This window comes from Mycolicibacterium frederiksbergense (assembly GCF_012223425.1).
GTDB lineage: Bacteria > Actinomycetota > Actinomycetes > Mycobacteriales > Mycobacteriaceae > Mycobacterium > Mycobacterium frederiksbergense.
On the sequence record NZ_CP038799.1, the window covers coordinates 4,338,541 to 4,357,633 of the forward strand.

A 19,093-nucleotide genomic window follows, 5' to 3' on the forward strand; every position below is an offset into this window, starting at 1 on the left:
ACCGTCGACGTCCTGGTCGTCGGCTCAGGCGGCGGTGGCATGACCGCCGCGCTGAAGGCCGATGCGGCCGGACTCTCCACCCTGATCGTGGAGAAGTCGCCGAAGTTCGGCGGGTCGACCGCGCTGTCCGGCGGCGGCATCTGGGTACCCGGCGCGCCGTCACAGCGCCGTGCCGGCTACCGCCCGGACCCCGACGGCGTGTTCGACTACCTCAAGACCATCACCGGCGGATTGGTCAGCGACGAGCGGCTGCGCGCCTATGTCGACGCCGCGCCGGAGATGATGGACTTCCTGGAGCGCTCCAGCGACTGGTTCGAATTCGTCTGGAAGCCCGGCTATGCCGACTACTACCCGGAACTGCCCGGCGGGTCCGAGCGGGGCAGCACCATCAACGTCCCCGAGATCGACCTGCGCAAGCTCGGCGCCGAAGAGCAGAATCTGCTGGCCCCGTTGGCGCTCGCCCCGAAGGGAATCTGGTTCGCGCCCAAGGATCTACGGCTGTTCTATCAGGTCCGGCAGAACTGGCGGGGCAAGGCGGTCCTGGTGAAACTGATCTGGCGGATGTTCCGTGCCCGGGTGTTCGGGGACCGGATGGCCGCCATCGGCCAGTCGCTGATGGCCCGGATGCGCCTGGCGCTGCAGGAGCACGACATCCCGCTGTGGCTGTCGTCCCCGATGACCGAACTCATCACCGACGTGGACGGCCGGGTGGTCGGCGCCGTCGTCGAGCGCGACGGAAAGCCGCTGCGCATCGGTGCCCGCGGTGGGGTGGTGCTGGCCACCGGCGGATTCGACCACGATATGGAATGGCGCCGCCGGTATCTTCCGCTACTGGAGAAGGACTGGAGCTTCGGCAACCCGGCCGCCACCGGTGACGGTATCCGGGCGGGGGAGAAGGTCGGTGCCGCCACCGAACTGCTGGACGAGGCATGGTGGTTCCCCGCGATGTGCTGGCCGGACGGGCGGTTGCAGTTCATGCTCAACGAACGCATGATGCCTGCCCAGTTCGTCGTCAACGGCGCGGGTAAACGCTTCATCAACGAGGCCGCGCCCTACATGGACTTCGCGCACGCGATGATCGAGGGACAGCAGTCCGGCATCGACCATGTGCCCTGCTGGCTGGTCACCGATATCGCATCGTTCCACCGCTACGTGGTCGGCGGGCACCTGCCGATCCCGAAGGTGCCCTTCGCCCCGGTACCGACCGGGCGCAAGATCCCGCAGGCCTGGCTGGACTCGGGCATCGTGGCGGCGGCGGGGAGTTTCGAGGAACTGGCCACCAAGATCGGCGTACCACCGGCCGAATTGCGCAACACGGCAATGCGGTTCAACGATCTCGCGCGCCAAGGGCACGACGACGACTTCAACCGCGGCGACAGTGCCTATGACAACTACTACGGCGACCCCACCCTGCCCAACCCGAATCTCGCACCCCTGGGCAAGCCGCCGTACCTGGCCTTCCAGATCATCCTCGGTGATCTGGGCACCTCGGGCGGGCTGCTGACCGACGAACACGCCAGGGTGCTGCGCGAGGACGGCAGCGTGATCGCCGGCCTCTATGCCACCGGCAACACCTCGGCCGCGGTGATGGGCCGCAGCTACGCCGGTGCAGGCGCCACCATCGGACCCGCCATGACGTTCGGCTACGTTGCGGCACAACACATATCTGAGAACTCCAATAGAGAGGTAACCGCATGAAGATCTCGCTGTTCTACGAATTCCCGCTGCCGCGGCCGTGGTCCGAGGACGACGAGCACCAGCTGTTCCAGCACGGTCTGGACGAGGTCGAGGCAGCCGACAAGGCGGGGTTCTCCACGGTCTGGCTCACCGAACACCACTTCCTGGAGGAGTACTGTCACTCCACCGCGCCGGAGATGTTCCTGGCCGCGGCGAGCCAGCGCACCAAGGACATCCGGCTCGGCTTCGGCGTGATGCACCTGCCGCCGCCGATCAACCATCCCGCACGTATCGCCGAACGGGTGGCCACCCTGGACCACCTGTCCAACGGCCGCGTCGAGTTCGGCACCGGTGAGGGTTCCTCGGTCGCCGAACTCGGCGGCTTCGACATCGATCCCGCCGACAAGCGCACCATGTGGGAGGAGGCCCTGGAGGTCTCCATCCGTTGCATGACCGAGGCGCCGTTCAGCGGCTTCAAGGGTGAGCACGTCGAGATGCCGGCCCGCAACGTCATCCCCAAACCGCTGCAGAGTCCGCACCCACCGGTCTGGGTTGCCTGCACCCGACCGTCCTCGGTGCAGATGGCCGCTCAGAAGGCCATCGGCGCACTGAGTTTCGCCTACACCGGACCCGAGGCGCTCAAGGACCGGGTCGACGGCTACTACAAGACGTTCGAGGAGGAGGGGGCGCCGGTGACACCGGCCATCAACCCCAACATCCTGGCCATCGGCGGCGACCTGTCGATGATGGTGGCCAAGACCGAAGAAGAAGCCCTCAAACGCCTCGGCACCGGTGGTGGCTTCTTCTCGTTCGGGATCATGCACTACTACCTGACCGGCATGCACACCCCCGGCCGCACCGGCGTGTGGGACCTCTACCAGGAGGCGGTCAAGGAGGACCCGACGCTGGCCTACGGGCCGGGCCGCGGCGCCATCGGATCGCCGGACACCGTGCGCGAGTTCCTGCGAGGCTATGAGGCCAGCGGCGTCGACGAGATCATCCTGCTGCTCAACCCGCGCAGCCATGAGGGCACCATGGAGTCCATCGACATCATGGGCAGAGAGATCCTGCCGGAGTTCATCGAGCGCGACGCAAAGGCAGTGGCGGACAAGGCCAAGCGGCTGGCTCCGGTGATCGAGAAGGTCGAGGCCCGACGTCAGCCGTCGAGCGCCCCGCTGTTCGACGAGACGTACTCCTTCGGTGGCCTGCCCACCGGGCGGGGCGGGAAGTTCACCGCCGGCGAGATCCCCGAGGCGATGGCCGAGATCAATGAGGGCCGGGTCAAGGCCGCGCAGCTGGAGAAGGATCAGCGCGAGGCCGCCAAATAAGCATGGTTGACGACCGCTGGCGCTATGACGGGCGCCGGGTAGTGGTGACGGGATGCGCATCGGGTATCGGCGCGCATCTCGCCAGTCAACTGGCCGATCTCGGGGCGCACGTCACCGGACTCGATCTGCGCAGTCCGCAGGCCGGGCCTGTGGAGTTCATCGAGGTGGACTTCGCCGACACCGCGTCGATCGATGCCGCGGCCGCCGCCATCGAGGGACCGGTCGACGCGTTGTTCAACGTGGCCGGGGTGTCCTCCGGGATCGGCAAGCCGCTGTTGGTGGTGACCATCAACTTCCTCGGTATGCGGCATCTCACCGAGGCGCTGGTGCCGAAGATGCCGCGCGGCTCGTCGATCGCCAACGTGTCCTCGCTGGCGGCGGCCAATTATCTGGCCAACACCGCTGTCACGGCCGGACTGCTCGCGACAACCTCCATGGCCGAGGGCATTTCCTGGTGCGCGGCGAACCCGGCGGCGCTCGCCGACGGCGGTTACCGATTGTCCAAGGAAGCGATCATCCTCTACGGCATGACCCGCGCACTGGACCTGGGTGCTCGCGGCATCCGGATCAACTGCACCGGACCGGGGGTTACCGAGACGCCGATCCTCGATCAATTGCGATCGGCGTACGGCGAGAACTATCTCGACGCGTTCCCCACCCTGCTCGGCCATGTCTGCGGGCCCGACGAGCAGGCGTCGGTACTGGCGTTCCTGAACAGCCCGGCGGCCAGTTACATATCGGGACAGGTGATCTGGGTGGATGGCGGCAGCATCGCCGGTAGGATCGCCGCGACACTGGAGGTATCTGAATAGTGGCCACCATGAAGGATTTTCGCCGCGTCGCCGACGATGTGCGCAATTGGGGCCGCTGGGGTGATGATGACGAACTCGGCACGCTGAACCTCATCACCGCCGACAAGGTGGCCGAGGCCGCGGCGACCGTGAAGAAGGGCACCGTCATCTCGCTGGGCGGTGACTTCGGCGCCAACGGGCCCCAGGGCGCGTTCAAGTTCCGGTTCAACCCGATCCACGTCATGACGGTGGACGGCGGCGACGCCGAGACGCTGGTCAAGTACGCGCCCGAATGGGCCCGCAATTCAGTCGCCCAGGAGCTCAGTTCCTTCTTCGTCGACAACCCTTTCCGGTTCAACGACGACATGATCACCATGTCGCTGCAGGCGGCCACCCAATGGGACGCGCTGTCGCACGTCTACTACGAGGACAAGCTGTACAACGGATTCCCGGCGGACTCGGTGACCAGTTTCGGCGCCTATCACTGCGGTATCGACAAGGTGGACGTCAAGGGCATCACCTCGCGCGGAGTGCTGCTGGATGTGGTGGCCCACCGGGGCGCCGACGTCTTCTGCGAGCCCGGCACCCCGATCACCCCGGCCGAACTCGACGATATCGCCGCCAAGCAGGGTGTCGAGATCCGCAGCGGTGACATCGTCGTCGTCCACACCGGTTGGTGGACGCGGTTCCTGTCCACCGGTGACGGGCACGAGGCCGGCTCCGGTCTGGACTGGACCTGCGCGTCCTGGTTGCACGACCACGACGTCGCCGCGGTGGCCGCCGACAACCTGATGGTGGAGGATCCCGACCCCGCCAACGGTGTCGAGGGCACGTTCCTGCCGATGCACATGCTGTGCCTGCGCGATATGGGTCTGATGTTCGGCGAGTACTGGGATCTGGGTGGTCTGGCCGCCGACTGCGCGGTCGACGGTGTGTACGAGTTCCAGCTGATCGCACCGCCGTTGAAGGTCGTCGGTGCCGTCGGTGCTCCCGTCAGCCCGATCGCGATCAAATGAGCTTCGACCGCAAGACCATCTCCGTCGACTCCCTGAAGACCAGTTATCTGGAGGCCGGCACCGGTGAACCGGTGGTGCTGCTGCACGGCGGTGAATTCGGCGGCAGCGCCGAGATCGCCTGGGAGAACACCATCGATGCGCTCGCGCAGCAGTACCGCGTGCTGGCACCGGACATGCTGGGCTTCGGCGAGTCAGCCAAGGTCATCGATTTCACCGACGGGCGCGGTGTGCGGATCCGGCATATCGCCCGATTCTGCGAGGTCCTCGGGGTGAGCTCGGCCCACTTCGTCGGTAACTCGATGGGTGCGATCAATCTGCTCGTCGACGCCACATCGGAGCAGCCGGTGTTGCCGGTGCGCTCGCTGACCGCGATCTGCGGAGGCGGGGACATCCAGCGCAACGAGCATGTGGGTGCGCTCTATGACTACGATGCGACGTTCGAGGCGATGCGCGCCATTGTGACGGCGTTGTTCGCCGACCCGGCGTATCCGGGCGATGACGCCTATGTGCGGCGCCGCTACGAGTCCAGTATCGCGCCGGGCGCCTGGGAATCGTTGGCGGCAGCACGATTTCGCCGCCCCGGTCTGGAGTCCCCGCCGGCCCCGTCCAGCGTGCGACCCTATGGCCGCATCTCGGTGCCGGTGCTGGTCATCGAAGGTGCGGCCGACAAATTGCTGCCCGCCGGCTGGGCGGCCGTGATCGCCGGCCAGATTCCGGACGGGCGGTCGGCGGTGGTGCCGGACGCCGGTCACTGTCCCCACATCGAGGCACCCGACACCGTGAACGGGCTGCTGCTGGAGTTTCTGAAAGGCGTGTCATGAGCGAACTGGCCGGCAAGGTCGCCGTCATCACCGGGGGAGCCTCCGGGCTCGGCGAGGGCCTAGTGCGCCGATTCGCCGCGGAGGGCGCACGGGTCGTCTTCGGTGACGTCGACAAGGCGCGCGGCAAGGCGGTGGCCGACGAGTTGGGCTCGGCCACGCTCTTTCTCGCCACCGATGTCACCGATATGAGCCAGATCGCCGCACTGGTGGACACCGCCGTCGGGGAGTTCGGCGGCCTGCACGTGATGGTCAACAACGCCGGTATCTCGGGCACCATGCACCGCCGGTTCCTGGACGACGACCTCGCCGACTTCGACGCCGTCATGCGGATCAACCTGCGCGCGGTGATGGCGGGCACCCGGGATGCCGCCCGCCAGATGGCCGAGAACGGCGGCGGATCGATCATCAACCTCACCTCCATCGGCGGCATCCAGGCCGGCGGGGGGGTGCAGACCTACCGTGCGTCGAAGGCCGCCGTCATCCAGTTCACCAAGTCGGTGGCCATCGAATTGGCGCACCACGAGATCCGGGTGAACGCCATCGCGCCGGGCAACATCCGGACCGCGATCGTGCGCAAGAGCGCCGCGGGTGAGGACCGTGAGCACCTCGAGGAGTTCGAGGCCAAGATCCGCGCCCAGATGCGCAATGACCGGCCACTCAAACGCGAGGGCACCGTCGACGACGTCGCCGAGGCGGCGCTGTACTTCGCCACCGACAAGTCGCGCTACGTCACCGGCACGATTCTGCCGATCGACGGCGGAACGGTGGCCGGGAAGGTGCTCGTCCGCAAGGAGAAGGGCTAGCTGCACCGCTGGGGCAGCCGCCGAGCGCACCGCCGGTCGGCACTTTAAATCAATCGCTTGACTTAATTACAGGAGGGGCGTTGACTGTAACGGTGACCGCGGCCAGACCCCTGCGCACCGACCGGGCGAGCATCACCCGCGAGGCCATCCTCACCGCAGCCGAACGGCTCTATGCCGAACACGGCGTCTTCGCCGTGTCCAACCGCCAGGTCAGTGAGGCTGCCGGACAAGGGAACAACGCCGCCGTGGGCTACCACTTCGGCACCAAGACCGACCTGGTCCGCGCCATCGAACAGCGCCACCGCGAGCCGATCGAGGAACTCCGCCAGCGCCTCGTCGCCGATACCGACGAGCACACCGACCTGCGCGGCTGGGTGGCGTGCCTTGTCCGTCCGTTGACCGACCACCTCGAGGAACTCGGCAACCCGACCTGGTACGCACGGTTCGCCGCGCAAGCCATGACCGACCCGGCGTATCACGGGATCGTGGTGAAGGACGCCCTGAGTTCGGCCTCGCTGGTGCAGGTGATCGACGGTATCAACCGGTGCCTTCCCGATCTGCCCGTCGTGGTGCGGTACGAACGCAACATCATGGCCCGAAACCTGTTGATGCACAGCTGCGCCGACCGTGAACGGGCTCTGACCTCAGGTTCGGTCGCCGCAGGCCGATCCTGGAGTGCTGCCGGCTGCGCGCTGATCGACGCGATCGTCGGCCTCTGGCTGGCTCCGGTGACGGGGGAGTCCGCGTGAAAGTGACCGTGGATCAAGACAAATGCGTGTCATCGGGGCAGTGCGTGCTGAACGCGATGGACGTGTTCGACCAGCGCGACGAGGACGGTGTCGTGGAATTGCTCGACCCCGAACCCGGGCCGGACCATTACGAGAATGCCCGCGCCGCCGCGGCGGCCTGCCCAGCCCTAGCCATCCACATCGACGACTGAGGACCCATGTCTGAAACGCTGACCGAGACCGACATCCCGGAATACCCGATGGAGCGGGAGGCATCCTGCCCCTTCGCGCCGCCGCGACAGATGCTCGGCAATGCCAAAGGGCTGTCCCGGGTGCGCATCTGGAACGGTGACACCCCGTGGCTGATCACCGGGCACGAAGAGGCCCGCGCGCTCTTCTCGGATGCGCGGATCAGTGTCGACGACCGGCGGGAAGGCTTCCCGCACTGGAACGAGCACATGCTCTCCACGGTCGACAAGCGGCCGCGTTCGGTGTTCACCGCCGATGCCGAGGAGCACACCCGCTTCCGGCGGATGCTGTCCAAACCATTCACCTTCCGGCGCGTCGAGGGGCTGCGCCCGGTCATCCAGAAGATCACCGATGAGTGCATCGACGAGATCCTGGCCGGACCCCAGCCCGCCGATATCGTCGACAAGCTGGCGCTGCCGGTCCCGACGGTCGTGATCAGCGAGATGCTCGGTGTCCCCTACGAAGACCACGAGTTCTTCCAGGAGCACGCCAATGCCGGGCTGGCCCGCTACGCTGCGGCCGACGCCATGCAAAAGGGCGCGATGAGCCTGCACCAGTACCTGATCAACCTGATCGAGAAGAAGCAGGCCGATCCCGCCGAAGACGCGGTCTCCGATCTGGCCGAACGGGTGAATGCCGGCGAGATCAGCGTCAAGGAGGCCGCCCAGCTTGGCACCGGCCTGCTGATCGCCGGACATGAGACCACCGCCAACGTGATCGGCATCGGTGTGCTGGCGCTGCTGGAGAATCCCGAACAGGCCGACTTCCTACGCAGCGCCGAAGACCCCAAGGTCATCGCCAACGCCACCGAGGAGTTGATGCGCTACCTGTCGATCATCCAGAACGGCCAGCGCCGCGTCGCCATCGAGGATATCGAGATCAGCGGCGAGACCATCAGGGCGGGCGAAGGCGTCATCATCGACCTGGCCCCGGCCAACTGGGATGCCAAGACCTACCCGGAACCCGACAAGCTCGACCTGCGCCGCGACGCCGGACAACAACTCGGCTTCGGCTACGGACGGCACCAGTGTGTCGGCCAGCAGCTCGCGCGCGCCGAACTGCAGATCGTCTTCCACACCCTGCTGCGCCGCATCCCCACCATGCGCCTGGCGATTCCCTTCGATCAGGTGCCCTTCAAGCACGACCGCCTCGCCTACGGCGTCTACGAACTTCCGGTGAGCTGGTAAGCGCACCGAAACTCCATTCCAACAGCCCAATTGGAGACCGAAATGACAACCGCCGCACCAAAATCGCCAAGTCTCTACCCACCCCAAGGTTTCGGCGCCCCCAAGGATCGGCGCGGCCATGCGGCAAAGGACGGCCTCGCGGGGCTTCCCGAAGGCACCGAGATCTTCTCGGCCGACAACCACATCTCGGTCGCCGACGACATCTTCTACGAACGCTTCCCCGAGGAGCTCAAGGGTGCCGCGCCGCGCATCTGGTACGAGGACGGCGCCTATATGGTCGGCATGAAGGGCAAGGCCTGGACCGGCGGCGATTTCGGCCGGGTCCTCATGCAGTACGACGATCTCGCCGGCGCGGCATCGAACAACATCGAGGCCCGCATCCGCGAACTCAAGGAAGACGGCATCGACAAGGAGCTCGCGTTCCCGAACGCCGTGCTGGCCCTTTTCCATTACCCCGACAAGTCGCTGCGCGAGCGGGTGTTCCGGATCTACAACGAGCACATCGCCGACCTGCAGGAGCGCTCCAACGGGCACTTCTACGGTGTCGGACTGATCAACTGGTGGGACCCCAAGGGCACCCGCAGCACGCTTGCCGAATTGAAGGCGTTGGGGCTCAAGACATTCCTGCTTCCGCTGAACCCCGGCAAGGATGACGACGGCAACATCTACGACTACGGGGGCGCCGCGCTGGACGCGGTGTGGGACGAGATCGAGGACGCCGGCCTTCCCGTCAGCCACCATATCGGCGAGACGCCGCCCAAGACGCCGTGCGAGAACAACAGCGTCGTCGTCGGCATGATGGTCAACGTCGACTCGTTCCGCGAGCAGTTCGCCAAGTACCTGTTCTCCGGCATCCTGGACCGCCATCCGAAACTCAAGATCGGCTGGTTCGAGGGCGGTATCGCCTGGGTGCCGACCGCGCTGCAGGACGGCGAACACATGCTGGCGTCCTACCGGCACATGTTCAATCACGAACTGCAGCATGAGATCCGGCACTACTGGGACAACCATATGAGTGCCTCGTTCATGGTCGACCCGCTCGGCCTGCGGTTGATCGACGATATCGGCGTGGACAATGTGATGTGGTCCAGCGACTACCCGCACAACGAGTCCACATTCGGATACTCCGAGAAGTCGCTGGCCACCGTCGTCGACGCGGTCGGCCCGGAGAACGCCACCAAGATCGTCTCGACCAATATCCAGAAGTTTCTGGGGCTGTTGCCGGCATGACCACCTCGACTCGTTCCGGCGTGACCCAGATCGCGCGGACCGGGTTGAGCTGGCTCGACATTCCCGACGAGCCCGACCTCACCCGGATGCGCCGCGAGACAAGCATCCGCCTGCATGCCGCGATGGCCGACCACGGCGTCGACGCCCTGGTGCTGCTCGGCAACAGCAACGTCATGTACGCCACCGGCATCAGCTGGCCGCTGGCCGACGCCGGGTTGTCCCACATCGAGCGTCCTGTCGCGATCGTGGTGGCCGATGACGAATACCCGCACCTGTTCCTGCCGTTCCGCGAAGGGGCAGTGGATGAATCCGAGTTGCCCGAGGACCACCTGAACGGCCCGATGTACCTCGAATTCGACGAAGGCGTCGACCAGTTCGCCGGCATCCTGGCCGGGCTGGTGCCCGCCGGTGCCACCATCGGTGTCGATGAGCTGACCGGTTCGATGCGCAGGGCCGGCAACCGGCTGTTCCCCCAGCCCCCGGTCGATGCCGCTCCGGTCGTCGGCGCGGCCAAACTGGTCAAGACCGTCGACCAGATATCCTGCCTGCGCCGGGCGACGCAGATCACCGAGCAGGCCGTCTCCGAGATCCAGAAGTCGCTGACGCCCGGGGTCCGCCAGATCGATCTGTCTGCCGAATTCGTCCGCCGTACTTTCGAGCTCGGTGCGACCACCAACATGTTCGACTCGATCTGGCAGGTGATGCCGGCCTCGAAGGCCGAAGGCACCTGGACGACCACCGGTGATTTGGCGCTCCCGCTGCTGACCACCGAACGTCAGGTCGCCCGCGGCGATGTGCTGTGGACCGACGTGTCCATCGCCTACCACGGCTACTGCTCCGATCACGGGCGCACCTGGATCGTCGGACAGGATCCCACCCCGCGCCAGCAGCAGCAGTTCGACAAGTGGCGCCAGATCGTCGATGCGGTGCTGTCGGTGACCAGGGCCGGCGCCAGCTGTGGTGACCTCGGGCGTGCGGCAACCGAGGCTGCCGGCGGCCAGAAACCGTGGCTGCCGCACTTCTATCTGGGCCACGGCATCGGCACCAGCGCCGCCGAGATGCCGATGATCGGAACCGATCTGGGCCAGCAGTGGGATGACGACTTTGTGTTCCCGGCCGGCATGTTGCTGGTGTTCGAACCAGTGGTGTGGGAGGACGGCACCGGCGGTTACCGCGGCGAGGAGATCGTGGTGGTCACCGAGGACGGCTGGATGCCGCTGACCTCCTATCCCTACGACCCCTTTGAGGTGTCCGGTGGGAACTGAGATCGAGGCCGACGGCCGGGCGCTGCGGGTCAGCCGAAGAGAGCGTGCCATCGCGCAGATGGAGGTCCACGACCTCGACATCCTGGTGCTGGGACGGCAGGCCAATGTGCGCTACATCTCCGGTGCGCCACAGTTGTGGGTGGTCGGAACCAGGCCGTTCGGGCCGATCTGCTCCTACGTCCGCGAGACCGGTGAGATCCACCTGAACAGCACCTGGGACGAGGGGATCCCCGAGGAGATCCCGCACGAGAATCTGTACGGCTTCGCGTGGAACCCGATGACTCTGGTCGGCATCATGCAGAAGATGAAGGGTGCCGACACCGCGCGGCGGGTCGGAACCGACGCGCTGACACCGATGTTCGCCAAGCTGCTGCCGATGGTGTTCCCGAATGCCGAACTGGTCGACGCGGAGCCGGCCATGCGGGCCGCCCGGCGGGTCAAGACCCCCGAGGAGGTCACCGCCCTGCGCCGCGCCCTGAGCGTGGCCGAGCAAGGGCTGGCCAAAGGGGCGGCCGAACTGAACCCGGGGACGACCGAACAGCACCTGGCCGGTGTGATCCTCGAGGGCGAGGCCGCCGGAGGGGTCAGCACACCGGCAACCCAAGATGCCGCGTGGGTGACGTCGAAGGGGCACCCGTGGCGGCGCGACCGAGTTGACGGCCGGGTGCGCGAGGGTGACCTGGTGGCGTTGTCCGCCGGGGTGCTCGCCGACGGGTACGTCGGTGAGCTGGCCCGCACCTACTACGCCGGCGAACCGACCGACGCGGTGCGCTCGCTGTACCGGCGCCGAGACGCACTGTGGCACAGCCTGCTCGATGCATGCCGGATCGGGAACACGACCAGCGCGTTGTTGGCCGCCTACGAACGGGCCGGTGAGCGGCTGCCGGCCATGCCGGTGGCGCACGGACTCGGGCTGGGGTTCGACCCTCCTGTCGTGACCCCCCACCTGCGGGCCACCGCCGAACGCGAGGTGCTGGAGGAGGGCATGGTCCTCGCGCTGACCGCATACGTCTGGGAGGAGGGCGTGGGTGCCGTGTTCACCCGCGACGCCGTCCTCATCGGCGCCGACGGTCCGCATGTGCTGACCCGTGCCCCGTCCGGTGCCGGCGTACCGGCCCTGAGTTGAACCCCATCCATCACTGCCGCAGAGGAGCCCGCTGATGGCGGATCGTCCGTCCCCCGAAGAGATCATCCGCTACGAGAAGGACCCGAAGACCAAGATCGCGACCATCACGTTCGACCGGCCGGAGTTCCTCAACGCGCCGACGTCGATGGCCCGGCTGCGCTACGCCGACATCCTGCGAGCGGCCAACACCGACAACGATGTGAAGGTGGTGATCATCCGCGGTGTGGGCGACAACCTCGGCAGCGGTGCGGATCTGCCGGAATTCATGGAGGGCAACGACAATCCGGCGGCCCGGCTGGCCGAACTGCGGCTGGAGGATGACGGCGTCGGCGAGGTGACCTACCCGCCCAAGGGGACGTTCCGCAACGGGGCGACCATCAGCTCGTGGTACGCCAACTCGCAGGCCGGAAACCGTGCGCTGCAGGATTTCAAGAAAATCAGCATCGTCGAGGCCAAGGGCTACTGTTACGGCTGGCACTTCTACCAGTGCGCCGACGCCGATCTGGTGATCTCCAGCGACGACGCACTGTTCGGTCACCCGTCCTTCCGCTATCACGGCTGGGGTCCGCGGATGTGGACCTGGGTGCAGATGATGGGCTTGCGCAAGTTCCAGGAGATGGTGTTCACCGGCCGTCCGTTCACCGCCGCGGAGATGTATGACTGCAACTTCCTGAACAAGGTGGTGGCCCGCGATCAGCTGGAAGCCGAGACGCAGAAGTATGCCCAGGCCTGTACCCGGAACCGGCCGGTGGACACGGTGTTCCAGCAGAAGATGTTCTTCGAGATCTTCAAGCAGCACCAGGGCGAGTACATGGGCAGCCTGCTGAGCGCCTTCTTCGAGTCGATGGGCAACGGCGTGGCCAACGACAGCGATGACGACCTCGACATGTTCGAGTCGATCGACTCCGGGTTGTCGGCCGCCGTCAACGACAACGACAGCAAGTTCCCACCGGACTTCCGGCTGTCCAAGAAGAACCGGAGCAAGCCCGAATAGACATGAGCGCACCACTTTCCGGCTACACCGTCATCGACCTGTCCACAGGTATCGCCGGTGCTTACTGCACCAGACTCCTGGCCGACGGCGGCGCCGAGGTCATCAAGGTGGAGGCACCGGAGGGCGACCCGCTGCGGCGCTGGTCGGCATCGGGCGCCGCCATCGCCGCCGGGGACAGCGGTGCGCTGTTCAAGTTCCTGGCCGGGGCCAAGCGGAGTGTGGTGATCGACCCGGCAGCCGGCACCTCCCTGCTCGACCGGTTGCTGGCCGCCGCCGATGCGGTCGTGTGGTCGCCGGAATCTGCTGTCGCCGAGCTGATCTCACCGCGGGAGCTGCACCGGCGCCATCCGCATCTGGTCATCACCGCGATCACACCGTTCGGTCTGGACGGACCCTGGCACGACCGGCCGGCCACCGAGTTCACCCTGCAGGCCTGGTCCGGCGGGGCCATCGGCATTGGGCGCGGATCCCAGGACCGAGCTCCCGCACACGTCGGTGGTCGGCCGGGGGAGTGGGTGACCGGCGCCTACGCCGCGGCGATGACGCAGGCGTTCCGGGTCCGTGCCCTGCGAGACGGGTACGGAGAGCTGATCGACGTGTCCGCGCTGGAGGCGCAGATCCTGTGCCTCACCTACTATCCGGTGACCTACTTCGAGATGCTCGGTCACCCGTGGCGCACCGAGCGGCGGCCCACCGTGCCGGGTGTCGCCGAGGCCGCGGACGGACTGGTCGCCCTCGGTTGCGGCACCGCCCAGCAATGGCACGATCTGTGCGCCATGTCCGGCCACGATGAGTGGATCGACGAGAACACCACCCTGACCATCACCGAGCAAGCCAATCTGCACGCCGAGGAGCTCTACGCCTGGGTGCGCGAACAGAACGCCGACGATCTCCGGGATCTGGCCACGGCATTCCGCATCCCCAATGCGCCGGTGGGCAACGGTGCGAACGTCGCCGCCATGGACCATTTCGCGCAGCGCGGTGCCTTCGTCGAGCACCCGGGCGGGCAGTTCATGCAGCCCGCCCATCCGTACCGGCTCGGCGGTGTTCAGCTGCGCCCGCCGGCGACGTCGCCCGAACTGGGTCAGCACACCGATGAGGTGGCCGCCCTGGACCTGCCGCCGCGGCCCGGTCCGGACGGCGAACTGGACCGGAACCGGTTGCCGTTGAGCGGTCTCCGCATCCTGGACATGACCACCTTCTGGGCGGGACCGTCGTGCACGCATGTGCTCGGCATGCTCGGAGCCGAGGTCATCCACCTGGAGTCCACCGCGCGCCCGGACGGGACCCGCCTGATCGCGGGTATCCCGGCTACCGAGGAACAGTGGTGGGAACGGTCGCCGATCTTCTCGGCACTCAACACCAACAAGAAGGGCCTGACCCTCGACTTCCAGACCGAGGAGGGCCGTGATCTGCTGCGTCGGCTGATCGCCACCTGCGATGTGGTGGTGGAGAATTTCACCCCGCGGGTGATCGATCAGATCGGGCTGGACTTCGAGACGGTGCGCACCCTGCGCGACGGTGTGATCATGGTGCGGATGCCCGGATTCGGGCTGGACGGCCCGTGGCGCGACAACCCGGCGTTCGCCTACATCATCGAGGACGCGTCCGGTCTGAGCTGGCTCACCGGCTACCCCGACCGCACCCCGTTCGAGCCCTATTCTGTCGGTGACCCGAATGCCGGTGTGCACGCGCTGAATGCGCTGTTGCTGGCGCTTGAGCATCGCCGCCGGACCGGCGAGGCGGTGCTGGTCGAGGCGGCCATGGTGGACGCGGCGCTCAACATCGCCGCCGAGCAGGTGATCGAACATTCCGCCTACGGCGCGCTGCTGCAGCGCGCCGGAAACCGCGGCCCGGCGGCCGCGCCGCAGAATCTGTACCGCAGCGCCGATATCGACGAATTCGGTCGTGCCGACAGCTGGGTGGCCGTCGCGGTCGAGACCGACGCGCAGTGGGCGGCGCTGCGCGACGCGCTGGGCAGACCGGCCTGGGCGATGGCCGACGAGTTGTCGACCGCAGCCGGCCGCCGCGCACACCACGACCGGATCGACGAGGAGCTGGGCGCCTGGTGCGAGCCCCGGGCAGCCGACGAGATCGTCGAAACACTCTGGCCGGCCGGTGTTCCGGTGGCCAAGGTGATGCAGCCGCACCGGCAGACCGAACTGGCCCAACTGCGGCATCGGCGGTTCTTCGAGCACGTCGGGCATCCGGTGAACATCGCCGCGCCGCACAGCACGCTGCCGGTATCGGTGTCCCGTGGCCCGGACGTCTTTCATCGGGAACCGGCACCGCTGCTCGGCGAGCACAACCATGAACTGCTCACCCAGCTCGGCCTGACCGGCGCCGAGATCGATTTGCTGGAGGAGCAGGGCGTGATCGGCACCGAACCCGGTGTCGGCGGTCGGAGGAAGGCAGTCCGCTAGTGCCCTGAGCCGGTGATCCGAGCCGAAATACGCCCAAAGGCAAAGGCGCACAACGGCTATTTCTCGTCGCATTGGCTACGTTGATGTATCAAGACATCGGTGACACTTTGGTGGTCGGCACTGACGGACGGGCCGCAGCCCCTACGTCGGCATCCGGTCCAACAACGCGCCGAAGTCCTCGGTGTCCCAGAGGTACAGCGCATTCGACAGCATCAACAGCGGGGCTCGCACTGCTTCCGTGCCGGCGATCCGTGGATCGCGACGATCGGCCACATCGGCCAGGTCCGGCACCGCGGTGCGCACGATGTCGGGCACCTCCAGCAGCCACGCCACGCCCATCACCGCGACGTACAGCATCAGCTGGGTCCGCAGCAGCGAAAGATCCAGCGCCGGCCCGCCGGCGGCGGCGTATTCGGTGGCGAAGTGTTCGAGCAGCTCGTCGAGATGGTTTCGCCACAGGTCGGTCTCGGCGCTGCACAGCGCACCCCATAGCGCCATTGCGACATTCATGACACTGACACAGCCCCAGTCCATCAACCCGCATCGCAGGGCGCCGTCGTGCTCGCGCCAGAACCAGGCGTTGTCCACGTTGGCATTCCAATGGCACAGTGCCGAGTGCGCACCGGTGTCGTGCAGCCAGGACATCACAGTGTCCTCGGCCGCGGCAATGCGGCCGACGTCGGCGAGCATGCGGTCGACGAACCCCGCGCTGTTCGCCACCTCGGGCAGCAGACCCGGATGTTCGGCGGCGAACTCGGCGAGCCGACGGATGCGGTAGGCGAGCTCGGCATCGCCGTGCCGGACCCGCTGCCCGACGGTCACCCGCTCGGGATCGAATCGGAACTCGTCGTCGACCGACGGCGGCAGTTGGCCCGCCCGGTGCGCGCCGGCGAGCCGGGCCACGCCGCTCAACAGCGCGGTGTAATGGCCCAGCTGATCGGGCATCGAGTAGTCCAGACATTTGTCGTAATGCCTTTCGATACCTGCGGATTCGTAGCCGATCCGTTCGGTGATCAGAATGCCGCTACAGTCTTCGGCCTGGTAGGCGCCGAACACGCAGACCGGCACAGCGACGGGCAGCGCTGTCGTCGTCGACAGCGCGGCGAACCGGACCTCGAGATCCATCTGGGACTTGCCCCGGTCGCGGCGGGGGTTGTCGAAGTCGCGGGAGAACTTCACGAACAGCTCGGTTGGCAGCCCGGGCCGCAGGTATTCGACGTCGATCAGCGCCTTGCGGCCGGTGCTGCCGCCACCACATTCCTCGAATCGGGTCACCGCGGTGACCCGATTGTCGGCGTCCAACGTCCCGAAACCATGCAGTGCGGTGGTGAGGAACTCCACACCGGCGACCCGCAGGGCGTCCGGTTCGGCGGGGAACAGCAGACCGTGATCGGTTCGGGCCCAACGGGTCACGTTCGGTGGACAGCGAAGAACCGGACGGCGCGGCAGATCGAGTCCTCTACCGGCTCGGGCTGCCAACCCAGTTCGCGCACCGCCTTGGAATGATCGAGGCGGCCCATGTTCTCGACGATCCGCATACCGACGGTGGCGAACTTGAGGTCCCGGCGCAGCAGGCCCGCCGCCAGATCGTTGAGGCGGGCCCCGGCGTACAGCACCGGCAGCGGTATGCCGATTTTCGGGACGCGTACCCCGGCGGCCTCGGCTGCGATCCGGTGGACGTCCTGGGAGCTCATGAAGCGATCGGAGATGATGTAGCGCTCGCCGGGGCGGCCGCGCTCGGCGGCCAGCAGCATGGCGCGGGCAGCGTCCTCGATCCCCACCACCTCGAGGGAGTAGCCGAAGTAGACCGGCAGGCGGCCGGCACCGACCATGGCCAGTGCCTCGCCGTGCGGCGTCGGTTGCCAGTCACCCGGGCCGTAGGTGGTGGACACGCACAGCGCGACGGCGGGCAGGCCACGGTCGCGTGCGTAGCTCAGCACCAGAGCTTCAGCGGCCCTGCGCGATTCGATATAGGGCCCGCCGCCGTCCCAATCGGCCACATCCTTCTCGGTGACCGGCCGCTCGCCGGCCGCGGCCAGCGTGCCGACAGTGCTGGTGAAGACGAACTTGCCGATGCCGACCGCCAATGCGGCGTCCAGGACGTGGCGCAGCCCGTCGACATTGGTGGAAAACAGGGCGGCCGGATCGCGCAGCCACATCCTGGCATCGACGACGCAGTAGTAGACGGCATCGCAGCCCGTCATCGCCTCGCGCAGGGCCTCGTCGTCGAACAGACCGCCGTAGCGGCGGTCCACCTCGAGATCATCGATGCCGCGGGTATCGCTGGTCGTGCGCAGCAGCACCCGGACGTCGTCACCACGCTGCACGAGCTGGCGGGTCACGTGCGACCCGAGGAAGCCACTGGCCCCCATCACCAGCGCCGTCATGCCCGTGCGGCGTCCAGCCCGGTGTCACCGAGCCGTGCGCTGAGCACCCGCCACGGATCGGCGTAGATGCCCGGTGATGTGCGGTATGCGCCTTGTCTTTTCACGAAGGCGCGGGCCAGAGGGGCGATCAGCCGGGACGGGTGGCGCTTCCAGCCGGTTTGGGCGCTGATCTCGGCGAGCATGTCGGGCCAGGTGTGGTGCTGGAACTGCAGCGCCTGCTGGGCGCGGGTGGTGTCCATCCAGTCGGTGATGAACCAGTCGTCGTCACTGTCGGGGTCGCCGGGCCGTCCGGGCGGGATCACTCCGGGCAGCCCACGTGCGGCGGCCAGGGACGGGCCGACATCACCCTGAAGCATGCGGTGTGACGCGTCGCCGGCGATGAGCAGGATCTCTCCGGCGACATCGGCGGTGGTGGCCGCGGCGAAAGCGCTTGCCACATCGCGGACATCCACCATGTGGATCCGGTTGTCGACCGGCAGTGCGCTCTCGAAGTACAGCGCATCGAGGGTGAACGGCAGGGCACTCAAATCGGTGCTCATCACCCCGCCGAGTCGCAGCACCACCCATTCCAGGCTGGATGCCCGCACGTAGGTTTCGGATTCCAGTTTGTGTCCGCCGTACAACTCGGTGGGCCGAGGGGGTGTCTCGGCGGTGACGGGGTCCGGGTTGCGGTGCGGATTCCGGGATCCGTAGACGGCATTGCTGGACGCCTGGACGAATCGCGGTGGCTTCGGTGCGGCCGCCGCGGTGTCGACGAGTGTCTTCGTCGCGTCCACGTTGACCTTGCGGGCCAGACCGGGGTTGCGGTAGATCGGCGGGGGAATGACGGCGGCCAGGTGCACGATGGCATCCGGCGCGACGTCGGCGATCAGGCTCTGTACGTCCGGTGTCGAGGTCAGGTCGGCCCAGCGCGATTCCACACCGCTCGGAAGCGCTTGAGCCTTGACCCGATTCGCATCGTTTGCCAGGTCGGTGGCCACCACCCGGTGGCCGGCGGCGGCCAGCGCACGCACTGTCGCCGACCCGACGAGACCGAACGCCCCGGTGACCAGGACGGTGTCGGTCATC

General features: G+C 67.0%; 17 protein-coding genes. 14 read left to right on the forward strand and 3 right to left on the reverse strand.

The features are described 5' to 3' along the window. Positions 1-39 precede the first annotated feature (39 nt). The 14 genes from EXE63_RS24110 (at position 40) to EXE63_RS24175 (ending at position 15,638) form a co-directional block, all read left to right on the forward strand. Entirely contained in the window at positions 40-1,698 is a 1,659-nt protein-coding gene (locus tag EXE63_RS24110; protein ID WP_234904636.1) for an FAD-binding protein, read from the forward strand. Then, positions 1,695-3,005: an LLM class flavin-dependent oxidoreductase gene (locus EXE63_RS24115; protein WP_168144013.1), complete on the forward strand. Its 1,311-nt coding sequence runs from the start codon at positions 1,695-1,697 to the stop codon at positions 3,003-3,005. Before EXE63_RS24110 ends, EXE63_RS24115 begins: the two co-directional genes overlap by 4 nt. Before the next feature lie 2 nt (positions 3,006-3,007). Continuing rightward, complete coding sequence (locus EXE63_RS24120) at positions 3,008-3,817, forward strand: coniferyl-alcohol dehydrogenase (RefSeq protein ID WP_276007787.1); 810 nt, start codon at positions 3,008-3,010, stop codon at positions 3,815-3,817. An 8-nt stretch (positions 3,818-3,825) separates the two neighbouring features. Further along, positions 3,826-4,812: a cyclase family protein gene (locus EXE63_RS24125; RefSeq protein ID WP_209999940.1), complete on the forward strand. Its 987-nt coding sequence runs from the start codon at positions 3,826-3,828 to the stop codon at positions 4,810-4,812. Next, entirely contained in the window at positions 4,809-5,633 is an 825-nt protein-coding gene (locus tag EXE63_RS24130) for an alpha/beta fold hydrolase (protein WP_168144014.1), read from the forward strand. Before EXE63_RS24125 ends, EXE63_RS24130 begins: the two co-directional genes overlap by 4 nt. Continuing rightward, on the forward strand, positions 5,630-6,436 hold the full coding sequence (locus EXE63_RS24135) for an SDR family NAD(P)-dependent oxidoreductase (RefSeq protein ID WP_168144015.1): 807 nt from the start codon (positions 5,630-5,632) through the stop codon (positions 6,434-6,436). The genes EXE63_RS24130 and EXE63_RS24135 overlap by 4 nt, the downstream gene beginning before the upstream one ends. A gap of 80 nt (positions 6,437-6,516) precedes the next feature. Then, positions 6,517-7,185 (forward strand): TetR/AcrR family transcriptional regulator, encoded by a 669-nt coding sequence (locus EXE63_RS24140; RefSeq protein ID WP_234904253.1) that lies wholly within the window; start codon positions 6,517-6,519, stop codon positions 7,183-7,185. Next, positions 7,182-7,376 carry a ferredoxin gene (locus tag EXE63_RS24145; RefSeq protein WP_168144016.1) on the forward strand — a complete coding sequence of 65 codons (195 nt, stop codon included), beginning with the start codon at positions 7,182-7,184 and terminating at the stop codon, positions 7,374-7,376. The genes EXE63_RS24140 and EXE63_RS24145 overlap by 4 nt, the downstream gene beginning before the upstream one ends. 6 nt (positions 7,377-7,382) lie before the next feature. Further along, entirely contained in the window at positions 7,383-8,600 is a 1,218-nt protein-coding gene (locus EXE63_RS24150) for a cytochrome P450 (protein ID WP_168144017.1), read from the forward strand. A 42-nt stretch (positions 8,601-8,642) separates the two neighbouring features. Then, positions 8,643-9,830 (forward strand): amidohydrolase family protein, encoded by a 1,188-nt coding sequence (locus EXE63_RS24155; protein WP_168144018.1) that lies wholly within the window; start codon positions 8,643-8,645, stop codon positions 9,828-9,830. Continuing rightward, entirely contained in the window at positions 9,827-11,095 is a 1,269-nt protein-coding gene (locus tag EXE63_RS24160) for a M24 family metallopeptidase (RefSeq protein ID WP_168144019.1), read from the forward strand. Before EXE63_RS24155 ends, EXE63_RS24160 begins: the two co-directional genes overlap by 4 nt. Then, a complete protein-coding gene (locus tag EXE63_RS24165; RefSeq protein WP_168144020.1) occupies positions 11,085-12,221 on the forward strand; it encodes a M24 family metallopeptidase in 1,137 nt (378 codons plus the stop codon). Before EXE63_RS24160 ends, EXE63_RS24165 begins: the two co-directional genes overlap by 11 nt. Positions 12,222-12,255: 34 nt before the next feature. Beyond that, a complete protein-coding gene (locus EXE63_RS24170; protein WP_105366421.1) occupies positions 12,256-13,215 on the forward strand; it encodes an enoyl-CoA hydratase/isomerase family protein in 960 nt (319 codons plus the stop codon). 2 nt (positions 13,216-13,217) lie between these two features. After that, positions 13,218-15,638: a CaiB/BaiF CoA transferase family protein gene (locus EXE63_RS24175; protein ID WP_168144021.1), complete on the forward strand. Its 2,421-nt coding sequence runs from the start codon at positions 13,218-13,220 to the stop codon at positions 15,636-15,638. A 141-nt stretch (positions 15,639-15,779) separates the two neighbouring features. Here the strand turns inward: EXE63_RS24175 and EXE63_RS24180 are convergent, their stop codons facing one another. The 3 genes from EXE63_RS24180 to EXE63_RS24190 are packed head-to-tail and all read right to left on the reverse strand — an operon-like array spanning position 15,780 to position 19,092. Further along, positions 15,780-17,051 carry a hypothetical protein gene (locus EXE63_RS24180; protein ID WP_168144022.1) on the reverse strand — a complete coding sequence of 424 codons (1,272 nt, stop codon included), beginning with the start codon at positions 17,049-17,051 and terminating at the stop codon, positions 15,780-15,782. Continuing rightward, a complete protein-coding gene (locus tag EXE63_RS24185) occupies positions 17,048-18,025 on the reverse strand; it encodes an NAD-dependent epimerase/dehydratase family protein (protein ID WP_168144023.1) in 978 nt (325 codons plus the stop codon). Before EXE63_RS24185 ends, EXE63_RS24180 begins: the two co-directional genes overlap by 4 nt. Beyond that, on the reverse strand, positions 18,022-19,092 hold the full coding sequence (locus tag EXE63_RS24190; RefSeq protein ID WP_168144024.1) for an NAD-dependent epimerase/dehydratase family protein: 1,071 nt from the start codon (positions 19,090-19,092) through the stop codon (positions 18,022-18,024). The genes EXE63_RS24185 and EXE63_RS24190 overlap by 4 nt, the downstream gene beginning before the upstream one ends. Position 19,093 lies beyond the last annotated feature (1 nt).